At 43.4% G+C, this 16,555-nt stretch carries 20 protein-coding genes; 16 read left to right on the forward strand and 4 right to left on the reverse strand.

What is annotated here, in order from left to right; genetic code table 11:
• Positions 1-1,176 (reverse strand): serine hydrolase, encoded by a 1,176-nt coding sequence (locus tag MM817_RS05900; protein ID WP_241712518.1) that lies wholly within the window; start codon positions 1,174-1,176, stop codon positions 1-3.
• 118 nt (positions 1,177-1,294) lie between these two features.
• On the opposite strand from MM817_RS05900, the gene MM817_RS05905 reads away from it, so the two are divergent.
• The 8 genes from MM817_RS05905 to MM817_RS05940 all read left to right on the forward strand — a co-directional run bounded on the left by MM817_RS05905 (position 1,295) and on the right by MM817_RS05940 (position 9,005).
• The gene (locus tag MM817_RS05905; protein WP_241712520.1) at positions 1,295-2,053 is read left to right on the forward strand and encodes a response regulator transcription factor; all 759 of its coding nucleotides are present in this window, start codon (positions 1,295-1,297) and stop codon (positions 2,051-2,053) included.
• Positions 2,037-3,602, forward strand: coding sequence for a sensor histidine kinase (locus MM817_RS17240; protein ID WP_241712522.1), 1,566 nt, complete (start codon positions 2,037-2,039; stop codon positions 3,600-3,602). The genes MM817_RS05905 and MM817_RS17240 overlap by 17 nt, the downstream gene beginning before the upstream one ends.
• Before the next feature lie 20 nt (positions 3,603-3,622).
• On the forward strand, positions 3,623-4,606 hold the full coding sequence (locus MM817_RS05915; RefSeq protein WP_241712524.1) for a 4-hydroxy-3-methylbut-2-enyl diphosphate reductase: 984 nt from the start codon (positions 3,623-3,625) through the stop codon (positions 4,604-4,606).
• Between the two features lie 195 nt (positions 4,607-4,801).
• Positions 4,802-5,935, forward strand: a complete 1,134-nt coding sequence (hppD, locus tag MM817_RS05920) for a 4-hydroxyphenylpyruvate dioxygenase (RefSeq protein ID WP_241712695.1) — start codon at positions 4,802-4,804, stop codon at positions 5,933-5,935.
• A gap of 1 nt (position 5,936) precedes the next feature.
• Positions 5,937-6,995 carry a fumarylacetoacetate hydrolase family protein gene (locus MM817_RS05925; RefSeq protein ID WP_241712526.1) on the forward strand — a complete coding sequence of 353 codons (1,059 nt, stop codon included), beginning with the start codon at positions 5,937-5,939 and terminating at the stop codon, positions 6,993-6,995.
• 15 nt (positions 6,996-7,010) lie between these two features.
• Complete coding sequence (locus tag MM817_RS05930; RefSeq protein ID WP_241712528.1) at positions 7,011-8,165, forward strand: homogentisate 1,2-dioxygenase; 1,155 nt, start codon at positions 7,011-7,013, stop codon at positions 8,163-8,165.
• Between the two features lie 84 nt (positions 8,166-8,249).
• Positions 8,250-8,576 carry a peptidoglycan-binding domain-containing protein gene (locus MM817_RS05935; RefSeq protein ID WP_241712530.1) on the forward strand — a complete coding sequence of 109 codons (327 nt, stop codon included), beginning with the start codon at positions 8,250-8,252 and terminating at the stop codon, positions 8,574-8,576.
• A gap of 18 nt (positions 8,577-8,594) precedes the next feature.
• Positions 8,595-9,005, forward strand: coding sequence for a hypothetical protein (locus MM817_RS05940; protein WP_241712532.1), 411 nt, complete (start codon positions 8,595-8,597; stop codon positions 9,003-9,005).
• Positions 9,006-9,029: 24 nt separating this feature from the next.
• Here the strand turns inward: MM817_RS05940 and MM817_RS05945 are convergent, their stop codons facing one another.
• On the reverse strand, positions 9,030-9,362 hold the full coding sequence (locus tag MM817_RS05945) for a DUF1811 family protein (protein WP_241712542.1): 333 nt from the start codon (positions 9,360-9,362) through the stop codon (positions 9,030-9,032).
• Positions 9,363-9,436: 74 nt separating this feature from the next.
• Here MM817_RS05945 and MM817_RS05950 point away from each other — a divergent pair, with 74 nt between their 5' ends.
• From MM817_RS05950 to MM817_RS05985, 8 genes are all read left to right on the forward strand, one after another.
• The gene (locus tag MM817_RS05950) at positions 9,437-9,766 is read left to right on the forward strand and encodes a MazG nucleotide pyrophosphohydrolase domain-containing protein (protein ID WP_241712544.1); all 330 of its coding nucleotides are present in this window, start codon (positions 9,437-9,439) and stop codon (positions 9,764-9,766) included.
• A 25-nt stretch (positions 9,767-9,791) separates the two neighbouring features.
• Positions 9,792-10,691 carry a UTP--glucose-1-phosphate uridylyltransferase GalU gene (gene galU / locus MM817_RS05955; protein WP_241712546.1) on the forward strand — a complete coding sequence of 300 codons (900 nt, stop codon included), beginning with the start codon at positions 9,792-9,794 and terminating at the stop codon, positions 10,689-10,691.
• 28 nt (positions 10,692-10,719) lie between these two features.
• Positions 10,720-12,423 (forward strand): ABC-ATPase domain-containing protein, encoded by a 1,704-nt coding sequence (locus MM817_RS05960; RefSeq protein WP_241712548.1) that lies wholly within the window; start codon positions 10,720-10,722, stop codon positions 12,421-12,423.
• A gap of 77 nt (positions 12,424-12,500) precedes the next feature.
• Positions 12,501-12,755 carry a hypothetical protein gene (locus MM817_RS05965; protein WP_241712551.1) on the forward strand — a complete coding sequence of 85 codons (255 nt, stop codon included), beginning with the start codon at positions 12,501-12,503 and terminating at the stop codon, positions 12,753-12,755.
• Positions 12,756-13,007: a hypothetical protein gene (locus MM817_RS05970; protein ID WP_241712553.1), complete on the forward strand. Its 252-nt coding sequence runs from the start codon at positions 12,756-12,758 to the stop codon at positions 13,005-13,007. It begins immediately after the preceding gene.
• A gap of 198 nt (positions 13,008-13,205) precedes the next feature.
• Positions 13,206-14,300 (forward strand): phospholipase D-like domain-containing protein, encoded by a 1,095-nt coding sequence (locus MM817_RS05975; RefSeq protein ID WP_241712555.1) that lies wholly within the window; start codon positions 13,206-13,208, stop codon positions 14,298-14,300.
• Positions 14,301-14,364: 64 nt separating this feature from the next.
• Entirely contained in the window at positions 14,365-14,916 is a 552-nt protein-coding gene (locus MM817_RS05980; protein ID WP_241712697.1) for a phosphatase PAP2 family protein, read from the forward strand.
• Positions 14,917-15,215: 299 nt separating this feature from the next.
• Positions 15,216-15,530 carry a cupredoxin domain-containing protein gene (locus MM817_RS05985; protein ID WP_241712556.1) on the forward strand — a complete coding sequence of 105 codons (315 nt, stop codon included), beginning with the start codon at positions 15,216-15,218 and terminating at the stop codon, positions 15,528-15,530.
• A gap of 226 nt (positions 15,531-15,756) precedes the next feature.
• On the opposite strand, the gene MM817_RS05990 is transcribed toward MM817_RS05985, so the two are convergent.
• Positions 15,757-15,969, reverse strand: coding sequence for a hypothetical protein (locus tag MM817_RS05990; RefSeq protein ID WP_241712558.1), 213 nt, complete (start codon positions 15,967-15,969; stop codon positions 15,757-15,759).
• A gap of 75 nt (positions 15,970-16,044) precedes the next feature.
• The gene (locus tag MM817_RS05995) at positions 16,045-16,386 is read right to left on the reverse strand and encodes a histidine triad nucleotide-binding protein (RefSeq protein WP_241712560.1); all 342 of its coding nucleotides are present in this window, start codon (positions 16,384-16,386) and stop codon (positions 16,045-16,047) included.
• Positions 16,387-16,555: the final 169 nt, after the last annotated feature.

Raw genomic sequence — 16,555 nt, forward strand, 5'->3', positions numbered from 1 at the left:
TTACCTTGATTGGTTTGTTACAAATGTTTCAACGAGTTGCGCGATGTGTGCTTCAACGTGGTTAGCTTCTGTTTCATTGACATTACTGCTACATATGGAGAGCGCAATGGGATGATTTGCAATCCAAAAAATAGCGGCATTATGAAACTCATGTGGCCAATCACCTGTCACTTGTAGGATCTTAGTACCTGGAGTTAAGCCAGCAGCTATTCTCGATGGTTGTTTCACGAGAGCGAGATCTTGCATGAGTGGTGCCAGTGCATGTGGATGGGCTTGATCCATGGTATACAAATAACTGAGATACAAGGTTAAATCATAAGAAGTGACGAGATACGGGTCTGATAACGTCTCGTGGCTACCTACGCCGTTGATGAAGCTGTCAATTTCATCTGGACTCAGTTTGCGGATGAGCATGTTAGTTGCAACTACATCTCCGTTTACGATGGCTGCTTGTGCAAGTTGTGTGACTGTTAAGGGCGTACCAGATGGTAAGCCACCAATGAATCCAGTTCCGGCCTCTTTATCTGTAGTTTGTACGTGAACAATGGTATGAGCACTTATTTGATGGTTAGCGATCTCGCTGTACAGGTTAACAACAACTGGGAGTGCGAGTGTCTGTGCTGTGCTAAAAGCTTGATGTGTCTGCCATCCAAACTGTGCCCCTGTGGCCAAATCAGCTCCAGAAATACCGTAGGTTCCTGGTTGCTTTTGTATGTAAAGCTCAATCTCGCGCGTTAGTGAAAGGTATGCGCCTTGTGTGTATGGAAGGGGATGCGATTTTTCTGTGAATTGCAAGACATCTGCCCGTAGGGATCCATAGAGTTGAGAAAACCCAGTCATGGCCATCCACTTTAAGCCTAGGCCTAAAAGAATGGCCACGATCAACACGCTCGTCGCACGCAATAAGCGCAGACGTTTCCGTCGATAGACTTTGAGAGAGGTTGTCTTGTTTTTTTTCTTAACAGTTGTTGTGCGTCGATGATTGGGTTGCTTTGTTCCATGGTTCATAGATTTTGAAGACACAGATGCAAGCGTTTGGATTGGCTTGCGCTTTTGTGTCGGCAAGGAAGACGAAGAATGTTTTACACTATTTTTCCTAGCATTTGGTGATTTTCCATATTCTTTTTTCTTTGTGGCAGGTTTTTTAGCTGGAAACTTGTGAAAAGGACTATACATGTGAAATCATCCAATCTATATTGAACTTATACAATTATTCTTTACCCATGTTGTTAATCTATCACATAGATGACAAACTGGCGATGGATGATTACTTCTTTTTGGAGGCGGGTTGTTAATGAGTGATATTCGAATGATTGTACCAACAAGTCAGGCATCTCGAGTTGGCCTAGGAAAGTCCTCTTCAAGCGATACACCTTTAGTTCGACCAGGACGCATTTTAGTCGTAGACGATGAGCAAAGTATTAGAGATTTTCTTTTATTTGGCCTTCGCGATGAAGGGTATGATGTGATGTGCGCACAAGATGGTGAAGAGTCTCTCGAATTGCTAGAAAGTTTTAAACCACATGTTGTATTACTAGATGTGATGCTTCCTGGTATTGATGGTTTTGAAGTATGCCGCTTAATGAGAGCTCGGGCGCGAGTAGCCATTATTATGTTAACCGCTCGCGATGATGTTACCGATCGCGTGAAAGGGCTTGGTATTGGTGCCGATGATTATGTGATGAAGCCATTTTCCTTTGCTGAACTCAAAGCGCGCATTGAAGCAAGATTTCGCAATCAGTTTCCAGAGCTTTCTGCAGTGACGCGCGTTGGTAAATTTGAAGTGGACAAGGTACAAAGGTTGATCCGTTATGAAGGTGTTCCTATCGGACTGTCGAAAACGGAGTATGCATTGCTTGAGATTTTACTAGAAACACCTGGAGTCGCACTTACGCGGGAACAGATTATGTCGCGTGTGTGGGGCGATGATTTTACTGGTGAAGACAATATACTTGAGGTGTATATTCGTTATTTACGACATAAATTACATGACACAAAGCGCCAACTGATACGCACGGTTCGTGGAGTTGGATATCGTGTCGATCTTCAGTAGTTGGCAGCAACTACGCGTTCGCGCGGATGAGCATGTCAAGAATAGTCTGACGAGCGATTTATACGCGCGCTATGTCGTTGTAGTAGTCATTCTTATTGTACTAGTTGCGGCCATTCAATTTGAATCACTTCATAGTGCGCTAGTTGTAGCTAATGAAAATAATTTATCGTTTGCAATGCGAGATGCTCTTTCTGAATCAGCGTTCGAGAAAGGGATTTCTGCGCAATCATTTGTAAAAGCTGCACCACGTATACTTACATCGCTTAGTTTACGCGGTATCAATGTGAGATTGTATGATGAACACTTGCATCTCATAGGGAAGAGGATGTCGCGGTTTGATCCGGTTGACTTGGTCTCTTTACGACCCCATCTGTTTGTGCTGATGAGTCAGAATCAAACGCGCATCTCTCAGAACATTACAGGATATGTGATGCAATCGCATGGGCAGATGCTTTTACTAGGAATCGTTAGCACAGCAGGACATGTAGTTGGATATGTGGAGCTTGGTTATTCCGAGTCTTTGTTATATCCAATGTTGTTGCAACAGACATTGAGATTTTTCGTGATTAGTTTATTTGTTGTCATTTTTACAGCGATGATACTTATTCCAATTATTCGTAAACCACTGCGTCCGTTAAATCGTTTGTTTGAAACAGCAGAGCGGATAAAGGCTGGAGAATTCCATGAAAGACTGCCTGTAATTGGAACCTTTGAGACGGTCCATCTTGCAGAAATGATTAATGATGCGTTGGACCTAATGGCGAATTCCGTAAAAAAAGAAAAAGAAGCCACAGACCGTATGAAGCAGTTTGTCTCTGACGCATCGCATGAATTGCGTACACCTTTAACAGCGATTCGTGGGTTTGCAGATGTATTGTTGCGGCGACTGGATTCCTACGTGGAAGAACTAAAAATGATACAATGCGACGGACAAGCAGATGGGATAATGACAGAAGATATCGTAACAAGATTGGCTCAGAATACAGAGAAGATAGCTGGTATGCGACTAGGACTACGCACCATGCAACAAGAAACCGCTCGACTAGAGGAACTCGTGCGAGATCTGCTTCATTTAGCGAAGTTAGAGGAGAACTTAACTCCTCAGTTAGAACAAGTTGAGATGGCCGCGCTTGTGCAGTCGCTTCAGCCACAGTTCCAACTATTAGCTGGGGCAAGACAAATCATTTACGATTTAGCGCAAGTTGTCGTGGCTTGTGATCGAAGTATGCTACAACAAATTTTATATAATATTGTTACAAATGCCATTCAACATACAGATCCGGAATATGGTATTGTACAGATTCGGTTGCGTTCTAGTAAGAAAAAAGGAGCCTTGTTGATGGTGTCCGACAATGGTCCTGGTATTGCAAAAGAGCAGGTTGAACGAATTTTTGATCGGTTTTACCGCGCTTCAGGTTCACGTGATCGCAATCCGGGTGGAGCTGGGCTTGGACTGGCCATTGTCGCTGAAATCGTACGTGTGCATGAAGGGCGGATTTGGGCTGAGAGTGAACAAGGTGCTGGAACAACAATGTTTGTTGAGCTGTGAGGAAGTGGGGGATACTGCGTATGAAGGTGGTTAAGATTACACCTAGGGGATATTGTTACGGTGTAGTGGATGCGATGGTGCTTGCATCGCAAGTTGCCAAACAACCCGATTTACCGCGACCTATCTATATTTTGGGGATGATTGTGCATAACCAGTACGTGGTGGAGGCTTTTGAAAAACAATCCATCATTACATTAGATGGGGACAACCGCCTGGAAATTCTTGAACAAATTGATCATGGAACAGTGATCTTTACAGCTCATGGCGTGTCTCCGGCCGTTCGTGAACGCGCACATGCCAAAGGGCTGACAGTCATTGATGCGACATGTCCCGATGTCACCCGTACTCATCGGTTGATTGAGGAGAAAGTAGCTATAGGCTACGATGTTGTCTATATCGGCAAACATGGGCACCCAGAACCTGAAGGTGCGATGGGCGTGTCCCCTGACCATGTCTTCCTCGTTGAAAAATCAGCAGATGTAGTAGCGCTTCCTGCTGATTTGGGTCGTCGCGATGGAGTGCAAGGGGTGAATGGGCAGGAGCGCATCATCGTGACCAATCAAACGACGATGAGTCAGTGGGATATTGCAGAACTTGTAGACGAGGTAACGCAGCGGTTTCCTCGTGCAGAAGTGTTTAATGAGATTTGTGATGCGACACAAGTTCGCCAAAATGCAGTTGCAACTCAAGCGAAAGGTGCAGACTTATGTCTCGTAGTCGGTGATCCGCGCAGTAATAATTCTGGTCGTTTAGCTCAAGTGGCAACTGAGATTGCTGGGGTAAAAGCTTATCGAATTGCGGATATTACGGAAATTCAACTGGAATGGTTGGAAGGTGTAGAAACTGTAGCCGTAACATCAGGTGCTTCGACGCCAACGCCAATTACGCGAGCAGTGGTGGATTTTTTATTGCAATTTGACCCACTGCGACCGGAAACCTTTACATGGACTCAAGTCGTTGATTACGAACACTTGTTGCCGACTGGAAGAATGAGTCGCGACTGAAGATGGGTGCTTGTGTCTGAGTCAATGGTGAGTAAGGTATGATGCTTTATCGCTTGATCGAAGTACAGCGAATACGCGTTGCTACGCATGTGTAGCAACGCGTATTCTTGTATTGATAACGTTTTCTCCTTACTATGAAGAGAGAAGGTAGCAGAAGGTGTGAGAAGTTCACCTTCAACGAGGAGGCTAACAATGATGGGAATTACAGAGTCTCAAACTATGCATGCAGTAGGACAAGAAATAGATCATTTGCCAATTAAGTATGTGGATTATATTGAATTTTACGTAGGGAACGCGAAACAATCTTGTTATTTTTTAGCTCGCGCATTTGGTTTTGTACCATTTGCTTATAAAGGATTAGAAACAGGCTCACGCGACCGTGTAAGTTATGCGTTAAAACAAGGTAGTACCACCTTTGTTGTAACTGCAGCGCTGACTGCCGATCATGAGGTAGGCCAATTTGTTCAAAAGCATGGCGATGGTGTGAAAGATGTGGCGTTTGCTGTGTCTGATGTAGTTGAAGCTTATCGTGAATCCACTAATCGTGGAGCAAAAGGGATCACAGCACCCTATGAGCAGAGTGATGAGCATGGAACGACCATGCGGGCAGTCATTGGTACGTATGGTGAAACAGTGCACACGTTGATTGATCGGGAATCGTATCAAGGGGTATTTGCTCCGGGATTTGTGGCCTATCAGGCGCCTTTTCCTATAGCAGATAAAGGACTTGTTCAGTTTGACCATGTAGTTGGCAATGTAGAGCTAGGGAAAATGGATGAATGGGTTAAATATTATCAGAAGGCACTTGGATTTTCTCAATTTATTTCTTTTGATGATAAAGATATTAACACCGAGTATTCTGCGTTAATGTCAAAAGTGATGGCTAACCAATCAGGTCGTATTAAACTTCCGATTAACGAACCTGCGGAAGGTAGGAAAAAGTCACAAATTCAAGAATTTCTCGATTTTTATGAGGGACCTGGTGTACAACACATTGCCTTATTGACACATGATATCAAGACAACGGTGCGCGAATTGCAAGCCTCTGGTGTGGAGTTTCTAAAGACCCCTAGCTCCTATTATGATGATTTGCGTCAAGAGATGGGGGAAGTAGAAGAAGGATTTGATGAATTGCAAGAATTAAACATCTTGCTTGATCGCGATGAAGAAGGATATTTACTTCAAATTTTCACGCGGCCAGTGGTGGATCGCCCGACGGTCTTTTTTGAAATTATTCAACGTAAAGGTAGTCGTGGATTTGGAAAAGGCAATTTTAAAGCTCTTTTCGAGGCTATTGAGCGCGAGCAAGAACTGCGAGGCAATTTATAAGATGAAATTCATTACGAGAATTGCATCTACAAAAGAAGAACGGTTGCATTTTCTCGCACGAACGGATTTAGGAGAAATAGAAGTGGATTTTTTCGCAGCAGTGTCTATGCTACGTCAAGTCTTACCTGCGCAGCAGTATGGACTAATATGCAAAAGCACATATGCGAAGTGGATTGGAGGGGATGAGTCTTATGGAGAGGATCCAATGACGGCACCTCCAACCACCCTTTTAACACTTCTTTCTTCTGGAGAGCAGTGGTGGCAATATGCGCTGTGTGTCGAGCGGTTATTTGTGACGCAATTGACAAGAGAGCAGCAGCTGCCGTGCATTTCTTCGGGGGAGGCAGCGGCTATTCTTCCGAAACCACCATCTTTTCGCGACTTTTATGCGTTTGAGGCACATGTTATGCAGGCGCGAGCACGTCGTGGGTTAGAGATGCAACCGGAGTGGTATGAGTTCCCTGTTTTTTATTTTTCTAATGCATCTGCATTGCTTGGCGATAATGATGTCGTGCCATGTCCAAAAGGATGTTCACGGTTAGATTATGAACTCGAAGTAGCTACGATTATTCGTCAGTCAGTGATTGATGTAAAGGCAGAGGATTGGCTAGATGTCACTGCGGGGTTGACGATTTTAAATGATTGGAGTGCGCGTGATATTCAGGCCAAGGAGATGAAAGTGGGGCTTGGCCCTGCAAAAGGAAAAGATTTTGCGACATCCTTGGGACCTATTTTAATTACGTGGGATGAATTGATTGACTGCAAAGTAGTGACAGAGAATGGACATGGGCCTAACTTTGCATTGCAAATGCGCGGATATGTCAATGATGTGTTGCGATCAGAAGGAAACATGCGCGATCTATATTTTACATTTGGTGATATGATTGCACGAGCATCTGAAAGCGTTAGACTGTATCCGGGAGATGTGATCGGTTCCGGGACGGTTGGGACTGGCTGCATCTTAGAGATTGGAGAAGAGCTTCAACCTTGGCTTGTACAGGGGGATCGCGTGCGGCTAGAAGTGGAACGCATTGGACGTTTAACGAACGTCATCGCGTGAAGGGAGATTGTTGCAATGGCCTTTTATACCACACAAGGGACAATTCCGAAAAAGCGACATACACAAATGCGCCAAGCTAATGGACAACTCTATACAGAAGAGTTGTTTGGTAGAGAAGGGTTTTCTGGAAGACAGAGTTTGCTTTATCACATCACGCCACCTACTAAAGTGGAGGCGGTGCGAGATCTCGGCCCTGTCGTTCGCGAGTTTACTGTAGGGGGACCATTACTTCATCGGCATTTGCAGACGATGAAGGTAGAGACCAAAGAGAAGGATGCTGTGGAAGGGCGAACCATGCTACTTGGCAATGCAGACGTAGCGTTTGGCGTGGCAGTAGTTACGGAGCCTATGACCTACTTTTATCGGTCGGCAGAAGGTGATGAACTGCTCTTTGTGCACACTGGTAGCGGGGTAGTTGAAACGATATTTGGTCATCTTGACTATCATGCCGGTGATTATATCATTTTGCCGGTTGGTACCACATATCGAGTTGTACCAACTGTCGGAGAAGAGACTCGATTGGTTGTTATTGAAGCGCAAGGTGCAATTACAGCTCCTAAGCACTATGTCAACGATGCTGGGCAAATGATGGAACATGCGCCATACTGTGAGCGTGATTTGCGGTTGCCAAGACTCGAAACACACGATGAACGGGGTGATTTTGAAGTACGGGTAAGAGCGCGCAAACATGTAACTAGTTACTCCCTTTCTTATCATCCATTTGATGTTGTTGGATGGGATGGAGCGCTTTACCCATATATTTTCAATATTGATGATTTTGAACCCATAACAGGGCGCATTCATCAGCCACCACCGGTTCATCAAACGTTTGCAGGACCTAATTTCGTGATCTGTTCTTTTGTGCCAAGGAAATTAGATTATCATCCTTTATCGATTCCTGTTCCTTATCATCATTCAAATATTGAAAGTGATGAGGTCATTTATTATGTAGATGGCCAATTTATGAGTCGTAAGGGCATTGAAGTAGGTTCGGTCACAGTACACCCAGGGGGCATTGCGCATGGTCCACAACCTGGTGTTGTGGAGAAGAGCTTGGGTGCGACGGAAACGGCTGAGTTAGCTGTGATGATGGATACATTTCACCCGCTGGGGTTATCTGCTGCCGCCTGTTCCGTAGAAGATCCACACTATATGTACAGTTGGCGTTAAGTGAATGATTGTCAGACTGTTGCACACACTTTGGGCAGTTGACCATATGATGGGGCATAGACTATCGTGAAGGGGATATGTCCCATGATGTGGCGTGGTAAAAATGTAAATGCAGGACCAGATGATGTACTCTACAATATCGGTTTCCAAGATTATGGGCATGCGGTGGGATTTGTTCAATATATGTTGCGTAGACTAGGATTTTACCAAGGACCTGTAACAGAACATTTTAATCAATGGACAGAAGAAGCGCTAAAACATTTTCAGATGAGTCAACATCAGACCATAACGGGGCGCATGGATCACCACATGTGGACGATCCTGATTGGGGTTGCAGTTCATCAGCAAATCTTGCAAAATGAAGTAGGCCCTCAGTTTGTCAATCATTTTACAGTGGCCCAAATGGGATAAGAGGATGGAATATAAGAGATGCATGTAAAAGCAGAGATGTTACCTACGCTTTCAGATGAACACGTTGTCATAAACGCATATGATGCAAAAGGATGGATCAGGGATTATCTGGTTAAAGAAGACAGGCAGCCGTTGTCCTTACGGTTTGCAGCTGCTCCGTATGATAATGAAGCTCATCTTGTCATTGGGATTCGCAATCAAGGGCGAGGAATTGATCTATTAGTACCTGCACAGCAATGTGATGCGTTGGTGCTTGCACCGGTTGGATTGCTCGTTATAGGAGATAAAGAAGATCCTACTCTCCGTGTGAGCATTGACTTTGACGAAGATGCATTTAGTGTATTTGTCGATCATGTAGAAGAGATGGACAATGAACTACCACATCATGAGGTCTGGGGTGCACTGGCTAGTGTGTTTGTGGATGACTAACGGCAAATTTGCATCGCTTTTCAATCAGGAAGAATCGCGCGTAAAATCGAGAGGTACGAGCCTGCCGATTGGAAATGCGCGTTTTTCTTTTGCACCAAGAATGGTACCGTAGGCCATAATCCCATCTAGATATTCAACGATAAAGAGATCCGTTGTTGTAGCGAGTCCATAAGTCGTTCCAGACTCAATCGTTGTACGATCTATTAGGTAAGACTTGGCTAAAAAATAACGCTGTTCATATACTTGATATTCATTAGTGACTCCATCCTTGAGCGCTGCGGTTGCTTTTCTTTGACATGAAGACATTTCTTCTAGTAATTGGTCCTTTGACATGTCACTAAGAAGTTGACTCGGCATGATATTCACCTCATGAAAGATTTCTCACTCTATGTTACCATAAGAGGAAGACAAGCACAGGGGGCGTTTGATCCGTGTTGCCAGATCGACCAACTTTGCAAGACTGCCAGGTATTCCACCAATGGTTAGATAAAGAAAAAGGATTTTCCCAAGATCTTCCTCTTAATGTGATGTTACTCGTAGAAGAAGTGGGAGAAGTTGCCAAAGAAGTTCGTAGGTTGCAAAGGGCAGTTACAGAATTTGATTCGAGCGAAAAAGAAGAAGAGGTGCGCGATCATTTGCGCGATGAGTTAGCTGATTGTTTGGCTTATATTGTGAAATTATCTAATTATGTTGGGATTGATTTGGAGACCTCATATGTACGTAAGATGCGCTATAACGTAGAGCGAGAATGGAAGGAATAAAAAGGAATAGAGAGGAATGAAGAACATGAAACAAGTTCGAAAGGCAGTCATTCCGGCGGCTGGCTTAGGTACGAGGTTTTTACCTGCTACGAAAGCGCAACCGAAGGAAATGTTGCCTTTGGTTGATAAACCAGCCATTCAGTATATTGTAGAAGAGGCAGTCGCTGCAGGAATAGAAGATTTTTTAATTGTCACAGGACGATCGAAAAGGGCAATAGAAGATCATTTTGATCGTTCATTAGAATTAGAAATGCATTTAGCTGAACACGAGAAACGTTCAACACTAGAAGTGGTGCAGCACATATCACAGCTAGCCAATATTCACTATATTCGTCAACCAGAGTTAAAAGGACTAGGTCACGCAGTATATATGGCAAAATCATTTGTGGGTTCGGAGCCATTTGCGGTGTTGCTAGGCGATGATATTATTTATTCTCCAAAACCTGCATTATCTCAGTTATTGGATATCTATGAGCGTTGTGGTAAGAGTGTAGTGGGTGTCAAACCGGTGCCAAGGGAAAGTGTCTCAAGTTATGGCATTATTGCAGGTCTTAGTTCGGATGGGGTGGAGTACAATGTAACAGACCTCATTGAGAAACCTTTTGAACATGAAGCACCGTCCAATCTAGCGATTGTCGGTCGCTATGTGATTACTCCAGAAATTTTCTCTATCATTGAAAATACTCCGCCAGGCAAGCAAGGTGAAGTGCAATTGACCGATGCTCTGCGCAGTTTGATGTGTAAAGATGGACTATATGCATGTAAAATAGATGGACTGCGCTTTGATATTGGCGATAAGTTGGGGTACATAAAGGCTACTATCGGTCTTGCATTGACTCGTTCTGATATGAAAGTGGACGTTCTACATTACCTGCATGAAATTTTAGAATCAGAAGAGCGAGAGCACGGACCTTTTACCATGTGATGGTCGGTCTGATTAGGGAGCGAAACACATGGAGAACAAATCCCAATTTTTACGGGTGTTGCGCAATTTAGATGGTAAACCATATGGGGGATATCGAGACTTAAAAGGTGTATTTGATATTGGACCGTATATTTTATTCATTGATCGCGTTCAGTCTGACCCGTTTGCTCCCCCTACACGCGTGCGTGCACATGTGGATGCAGATATATTGCGATTAGAGGAACGTTTTTTTAGTGATATGGATCATCGAGTGGCTTTAGAAGACTTTTTAACTCGGAGGCTAACTGCTGCGCTTAAAGAACTTGGATTAAAGCGCAGGGGAAGTGGACGAAGTGGGATGATCATCATTGCTTCGCCTCTTCAAGTGATTTTGCCTAGAAGTAGTGTATCTGTAACAGCTACGGGGATTGAGGTACGGTTATCCGTAGGATTACCAGCAAATGGTCGGCGAATACGAGCAAAAGATGCTGAGGCTATGTTTTTAGACGATCTGCCATTTATCTTATATCGTGCGTTTTCTAGGGCTGAATTTCCATTTGACGAGTTACAAGAGCACATTTCTTTATATCTGGATCAGTGTTTTATTAGGCGCTCTCTAGAACAGCAAGGACTTGTATCTTTTATAGGCAATGGTGCTGTGTTAGCCCGCTTAAATGGCATGAGCGAATTTCCGATGGATGCAAAAGTTGCACAATCGTTTGAAGCACCAGCGTCTACGCTCGTTACTTGGACACTTCCAAGTGGACGAGAAATAACTGGCATGGGTATTAGAAAAGGAATCACGTTAATTGTCGGTGGTGGGTTTCATGGTAAAAGCACGTTACTCCAAGCGATCATGCGAGGCGTATATCATCATATCGCAGGGGACGGACGGGAATGGTGTATTACAGATGAGACGGCAGTGAAAGTGCGTGCAGAAGATGGGCGTCGAGTGAGCCGTGTGGATATCTCTGGGTTCATTTCAAACCTTCCACGAGGGCGGTCGACTACCGCATTTAGTACGCAAGATGCTAGTGGCTCGACTTCACAGGCAGCGGCAATCGTAGAGGCAATGGAAATGGGTTCACGAGTATTATTGATGGATGAAGATACGAGTGCGACAAACTTTATGATTCGCGATGCACGCATGCAGGCACTTGTCGCAAAAGGAAGAGAACCCATTACACCGTTTGTGGATCGTGTGCGGGAACTTTACCGCGATTTTGGTGTCTCAAGTATATTAGTCATCGGTGGATCAGGTGATTATCTTGATGTCGCAGACATGGTTTTACTCATGGATGAATATAAACCGATTGATGTGACAATGGAAGCGAAACGCGTGACATCGGAGTACCCTGCGCAAAGAATAGTGGAGACTAAAGCACCTCTAGCACAAGTACGTGTTCGCACGCCTAAAGTACACTCTATGGGCGGACGTATTGAGCGAATGGATGTAAAGTCGCGGTTTACGGTTCAGTACGGTGATGAGTTTGTTGATTTAAGTGCTTTGGAACAACTCATTGAAGAGTCACAGACACGTGCAGCTGTAGCGATGATTCACTATGCATTGTCGTACTTTGTGGATGGAGAGACTCCACTTCATCAGGTGGTAACACTCGTTATCGAAGAGGTATATAAAAACGGCTTTTCATGTATTAGTTCTCAGGAAGGTTGTTCAGGTTTCTATACGTTGCCAAGGACATTTGAAATCGCCATGATATGGAATAGAATTCGAGGCTTAATACTCACATAAAGATTTTTGTGCGCGATGAACGTGTGCCCTCTCTTTTGCATAAGGTATCTTGTGGTGAGTGAGGGGGAAAAGAATTCATGGCCGCATTTGTCAGTGTTGGTGCGTTCCAGATTTCATCCATGACGAACGATGTTGGTTTTTTTTATGGTCAAAATGTGCAAAATGCATGGGATTCTCATTCACCTTTGCAGATAGGTGCCGGGTATGTAATGGGTAACTATGATTTCAATGGAACAACAGCCATTTTATCATACACGCCATCTGTCATCTTGCAGCCTATTGCAGATACAGATGTGAAGGATAACTTCTCACCCAGTTGGCAGGGACCCTAAATGGCGGCTATTATTCAGGTGGGCAATATTCAAAATGCGGCGATGACCAATGCGACTGGTCAATTCTTCGGACAAAATATTCAAAACGGTTGGGATTCGCACTCGACAATGATGATGGGTGCTGGCTTTTGCATGGGTGATTGGTCGCGGTTGTATACAACTGGTGTCACGTTGATTTCACGTTCAAATATGTCGTTGCCAGTGTTTGATCAAGATCAGAAATGTCTATATTCACCTATTGCACAACTTTAAAAATGAATAGCTTTGGTCTGCTTCGATTACAATCTCTGCATGTAGATGCGGAGATTTTTTATTGTTTTCAAGATGATATGGAATCATGCTATTGAAAAGAGGAATTGACTCTCCACTCTCTAACAGAATAGGTGAGCAGATCACACGGAAATGATTGTGCTTACTGAAACTAAAGATTCATAGGGGAGAGAACAAAGCATGAGAAGTAAGGGATTTTTAAAGTATTTAGGTAGCATTTTTGGACATGACGTATGGGTTAGGAAAAAAGGTAAACGCTTGACTTTGATGTTTTTAAGTGCAAGCACGATGTGCTTGCTATCAAGTTGTGCTACGCTTAATGCAACATCCAATCAACAGTTTCCAAATTCAGTAACCAGTAAAGATGATACTTTATTGTGGGGACCAGAGATTAAGCCGGAAGCCTTGCAGATGATCAATCACAGTACAACATTTTGCCATTTGACAATGTATGAACTCTCTGACATGGATATTTTAGACGCACTTAATAAAGCGAAGAATCGCGGAGTGAATGTAGAAGTGGTACTCGATGCAACTGAACCGCATTCTCAATCCATAGCGCTACCGTTTTTGCGTGCACATCATATTTTGGTACGCACGTTATCGATACCAGGGGGTATTTCTCACATTAAGTCGCTGGTTGTCATGACAAAAGGAGGGATGGAGGCTCTACTTGGTGGCATGAATTTTGGAGCATACAGTTGGGCTAATCACGATGCTTCAGTCTATTTTGCGCACCCCACCGCAGAGTTCGAGGGTCTTTTCCAACAAGATTATGCGCGGGCTGGAGGCAATCCAGAGGTTCCATTGGCGTACCCATTGCCACTTCTCTACGATACGGAGATTGAACCGGCGATGCTTACAGCCATCGCGAGTGCAACGCAATCGATTGATATAGAGGCATTTGCTTTTACAAGTCGAGATATGCGATCAGCACTTGCAGCAGCAGTTGCACGTGGTGTTAAAGTCAATGTAGTACTCGATCCTAAAGAACCTTATAATCACAAGACTGCAAGTGAGCTTTTAGCATCAGGCGTAGCCGTTTGTTATTATCAACCTTATGATAGTGAGTATCTTCATGCTAAAATCCTCTCCATTGATGCTGGACGAATTGTGTTTATCGGAAGTGCTAATTTTTCTTATCATGGATTTTCTATTAATCATGAGGGTGATGTTGAACTCACAGACGCGTATGCATTTGGCAAAAGCATCGATGATGATGTTGCGGATCAGTTTTCGCGTGGACAAGCAGTTTCGGGTGGGAATACGTATTGATGTGTGACATGTCATGGTAATAGTTGGTGTAGGCTAAAGTGGTGAGAAGGATGTGTAGAATGTGATGCGTACTTTTATGAGACACATTGAAAGGAGAGATCGACAATGGTATTTGTCGATACAATCGTTGCATGGACGATACCGTACTGTTGATCGAATGGCTTCTTTTATAGGGAGATACGGTCCCGTCGTATATTTTATTGAGATGGGACTAATCCTTATTGCTTCTTTGTTCGGGAGATCTGCATATGACGCACCTTATGCTTTATATGCCGTGCTTGTTGCTATTGCAGCGGCACTGACTACTAAGTTTGTAATTGATCCGATCGCAAAGCATGTAGGGAGAGTGAGGCCATTTGTTACAGAACGTCTGATTCCACTTGTCCATAAAGATCCTAATGACCCTTCGTTTCCATCCAATCATGCAGGGGGCGCATTTGCGCTATGTACGATTTTGTCGCTCGCATTTCCCCAGATCATATGGTTTACACTCGGGCTTGCTGTGCTCATTGCATTATCTAGAGTGTATATTGGACTGCACTATATGACGGATGTAGTTGCAGGTGCTTGTATTGGAATGTGCATTTCTTTTGTGTACTGGAAAGTATGGTTTTAACCAAGAAGCTCATGCCTCTACGCGAAGCAAAGGCGGGAGCAGTTCACAAAGCTAGTCATGTTATGGATCAATACGCAAAAAACTTAAGAACACAAATCAAACCATATGCTAATTTATGGTATATAGTGGTGCGAGAGGGGAACCCTAGTTTTTAGCGTATCGCGTCAATCTTTATGTTTTAGGGATCAGTCAATGAAGTGTCCTGCATGTAGTGCATCTGATCTTTGCCGCAGTGAACGGAAAGGAGATCGATTATGTTTGGGAATTTCTATAAACTAGTGATAGTCGGGAGTTTGTGTGTGCTTAGCAGTGTGGCAATGATGGGGCATCTTGCTTATGCGGCGACCTATCATATCATCATTACAGATCGTCATTTTACACCTGAAAAAATTGTGGGGCAGATAGATCAACCCGTGACAATCACTGTAAGTAATCAAGGGACTAAAATACATAATTTTATTCTTCCGGCATTCTATATCTATTCTCCTAACCTTTCTGTGCATCATACAACAACTGTGCAATTTACACCAGACAAAAAAGGAGTTTTTGACTTTTTTTCAGATGCTGGAGGAAAGAAGGAACAAGGATTAGTCGGGAAAATAGATGTGCATTAGAAGGATCAAAAGAATGTTATGTTTGTAAAAGTTATCTCAAAGATAGATGGAGCTATGAGTTATTGTATGAGGGATGAAGAATTGAAAGTCATCATAGAAACCTCAGTTGGTATATCCAACTGAGGTAGGGAGTAAGCTGCAGCATTGTTAGTAAGCATATCGTGGTGAGGGTCAAAGTGTGAGATTGGCGATAAACAAAACTGGATAGAACTCAATCAAACAATGGTTATTTTTTAGAGGTGTGATCAATTGATTTTTCGCGTTCCGCCTTCATGTTCTTTTGGAGTGTTTTCATCTTCTCCAATAATTCTTGTTTTTTATTTTGTGCCATGTCGCGATCGGGGTTGTTAATCACTCCATCAGACTTGGTGTGCTTCCCTCTGTCTGGTACGTTGCCAAGCAAATTTGCTGGGCGCTTGCGATTTTCAGCTTTTGGCATGATGGATCCCTCCAGACCTATGATAAGAGTGTACACTAAATATAGATAGGATGTAGCAAGTTCTTGGTGAATGGATCAAGCGAGTGTTAGTTCTAGATCTCTGCCACCTAGGATGTGAAAATGCAAATGAAATACAGTTTGTCCCGCAGCTTTTCCTTTGTTTGAAACTAATCTAAACCCTTCTTGCGCAACGCCTGTCAATGTTGCTACCTCTTTTATTGCTTTATGTAATTCGACAAGTAGCTCTGGACGATCTTCAGGTAATTCGAGAATAGATTCTACATGAAGTTTAGGGACGATGAGTACATGGATTGGTGCGGCTTTTTGAATATCTTCAAAAGCAAGTACATGTTCGGATTCGTATATTTTTTTTGATGGAAGTTCGCCATTGATAATGCGACAAAAAATACAGTCCATAGGCGTTTGGCATCCTTTCAAGATAGAAATGAGTTTTTTTCTATTATATCAGATAATGGGTGTGTAACCAATGGGTGTACATGACTTAGGGATGTTCGGTTGTTGTAATTGCATTGACTTTATAATCATAATTAACTAGGATTAATATAGTGATAATAGGGGGATAAAC

It is taken from the genome of Sulfoacidibacillus ferrooxidans (genome assembly GCF_022606465.1).
Lineage (GTDB): Bacteria > Bacillota > Bacilli > Alicyclobacillales > SLC66 > Sulfoacidibacillus > Sulfoacidibacillus ferrooxidans.

What these genes read in the sequence shown, in the direction of transcription:
- MM817_RS05965 (WP_241712551.1), top strand. Translation starts at nt 12,501, where the DNA reads ATGGCCGCATTTGTCAGTGTTGGTGCGTTCCAGATTTCATCCATGACG.
- MM817_RS05915 (WP_241712524.1), top strand. Translation starts at nt 3,623, where the DNA reads ATGAAGGTGGTTAAGATTACACCTAGGGGATATTGTTACGGTGTAGTG.
- MM817_RS05925 (WP_241712526.1), top strand. Translation starts at nt 5,937, where the DNA reads ATGAAATTCATTACGAGAATTGCATCTACAAAAGAAGAACGGTTGCAT.
- MM817_RS05960 (WP_241712548.1), top strand. Translation starts at nt 10,720, where the DNA reads ATGGAGAACAAATCCCAATTTTTACGGGTGTTGCGCAATTTAGATGGT.
- MM817_RS05900 (WP_241712518.1), bottom strand. Translation starts at nt 1,176, where the DNA reads ATGTATAGTCCTTTTCACAAGTTTCCAGCTAAAAAACCTGCCACAAAG.
- MM817_RS05990 (WP_241712558.1), bottom strand. Translation starts at nt 15,969, where the DNA reads ATGCCAAAAGCTGAAAATCGCAAGCGCCCAGCAAATTTGCTTGGCAAC.
- MM817_RS05905 (WP_241712520.1), top strand. Translation starts at nt 1,295, where the DNA reads ATGAGTGATATTCGAATGATTGTACCAACAAGTCAGGCATCTCGAGTT.
- MM817_RS05980 (WP_241712697.1), top strand. Translation starts at nt 14,365, where the DNA reads ATGCGTACTTTTATGAGACACATTGAAAGGAGAGATCGACAATGGTAT.
- MM817_RS05940 (WP_241712532.1), top strand. Translation starts at nt 8,595, where the DNA reads ATGCATGTAAAAGCAGAGATGTTACCTACGCTTTCAGATGAACACGTT.
- galU (WP_241712546.1), top strand. Translation starts at nt 9,792, where the DNA reads ATGAAACAAGTTCGAAAGGCAGTCATTCCGGCGGCTGGCTTAGGTACG.
- MM817_RS05970 (WP_241712553.1), top strand. Translation starts at nt 12,756, where the DNA reads ATGGCGGCTATTATTCAGGTGGGCAATATTCAAAATGCGGCGATGACC.
- hppD (WP_241712695.1), top strand. Translation starts at nt 4,802, where the DNA reads ATGGGAATTACAGAGTCTCAAACTATGCATGCAGTAGGACAAGAAATA.
- MM817_RS05975 (WP_241712555.1), top strand. Translation starts at nt 13,206, where the DNA reads ATGAGAAGTAAGGGATTTTTAAAGTATTTAGGTAGCATTTTTGGACAT.
- MM817_RS05945 (WP_241712542.1), bottom strand. Translation starts at nt 9,362, where the DNA reads ATGCCGAGTCAACTTCTTAGTGACATGTCAAAGGACCAATTACTAGAA.
- MM817_RS05930 (WP_241712528.1), top strand. Translation starts at nt 7,011, where the DNA reads ATGGCCTTTTATACCACACAAGGGACAATTCCGAAAAAGCGACATACA.
- MM817_RS05995 (WP_241712560.1), bottom strand. Translation starts at nt 16,386, where the DNA reads ATGGACTGTATTTTTTGTCGCATTATCAATGGCGAACTTCCATCAAAA.
- MM817_RS05935 (WP_241712530.1), top strand. Translation starts at nt 8,250, where the DNA reads ATGATGTGGCGTGGTAAAAATGTAAATGCAGGACCAGATGATGTACTC.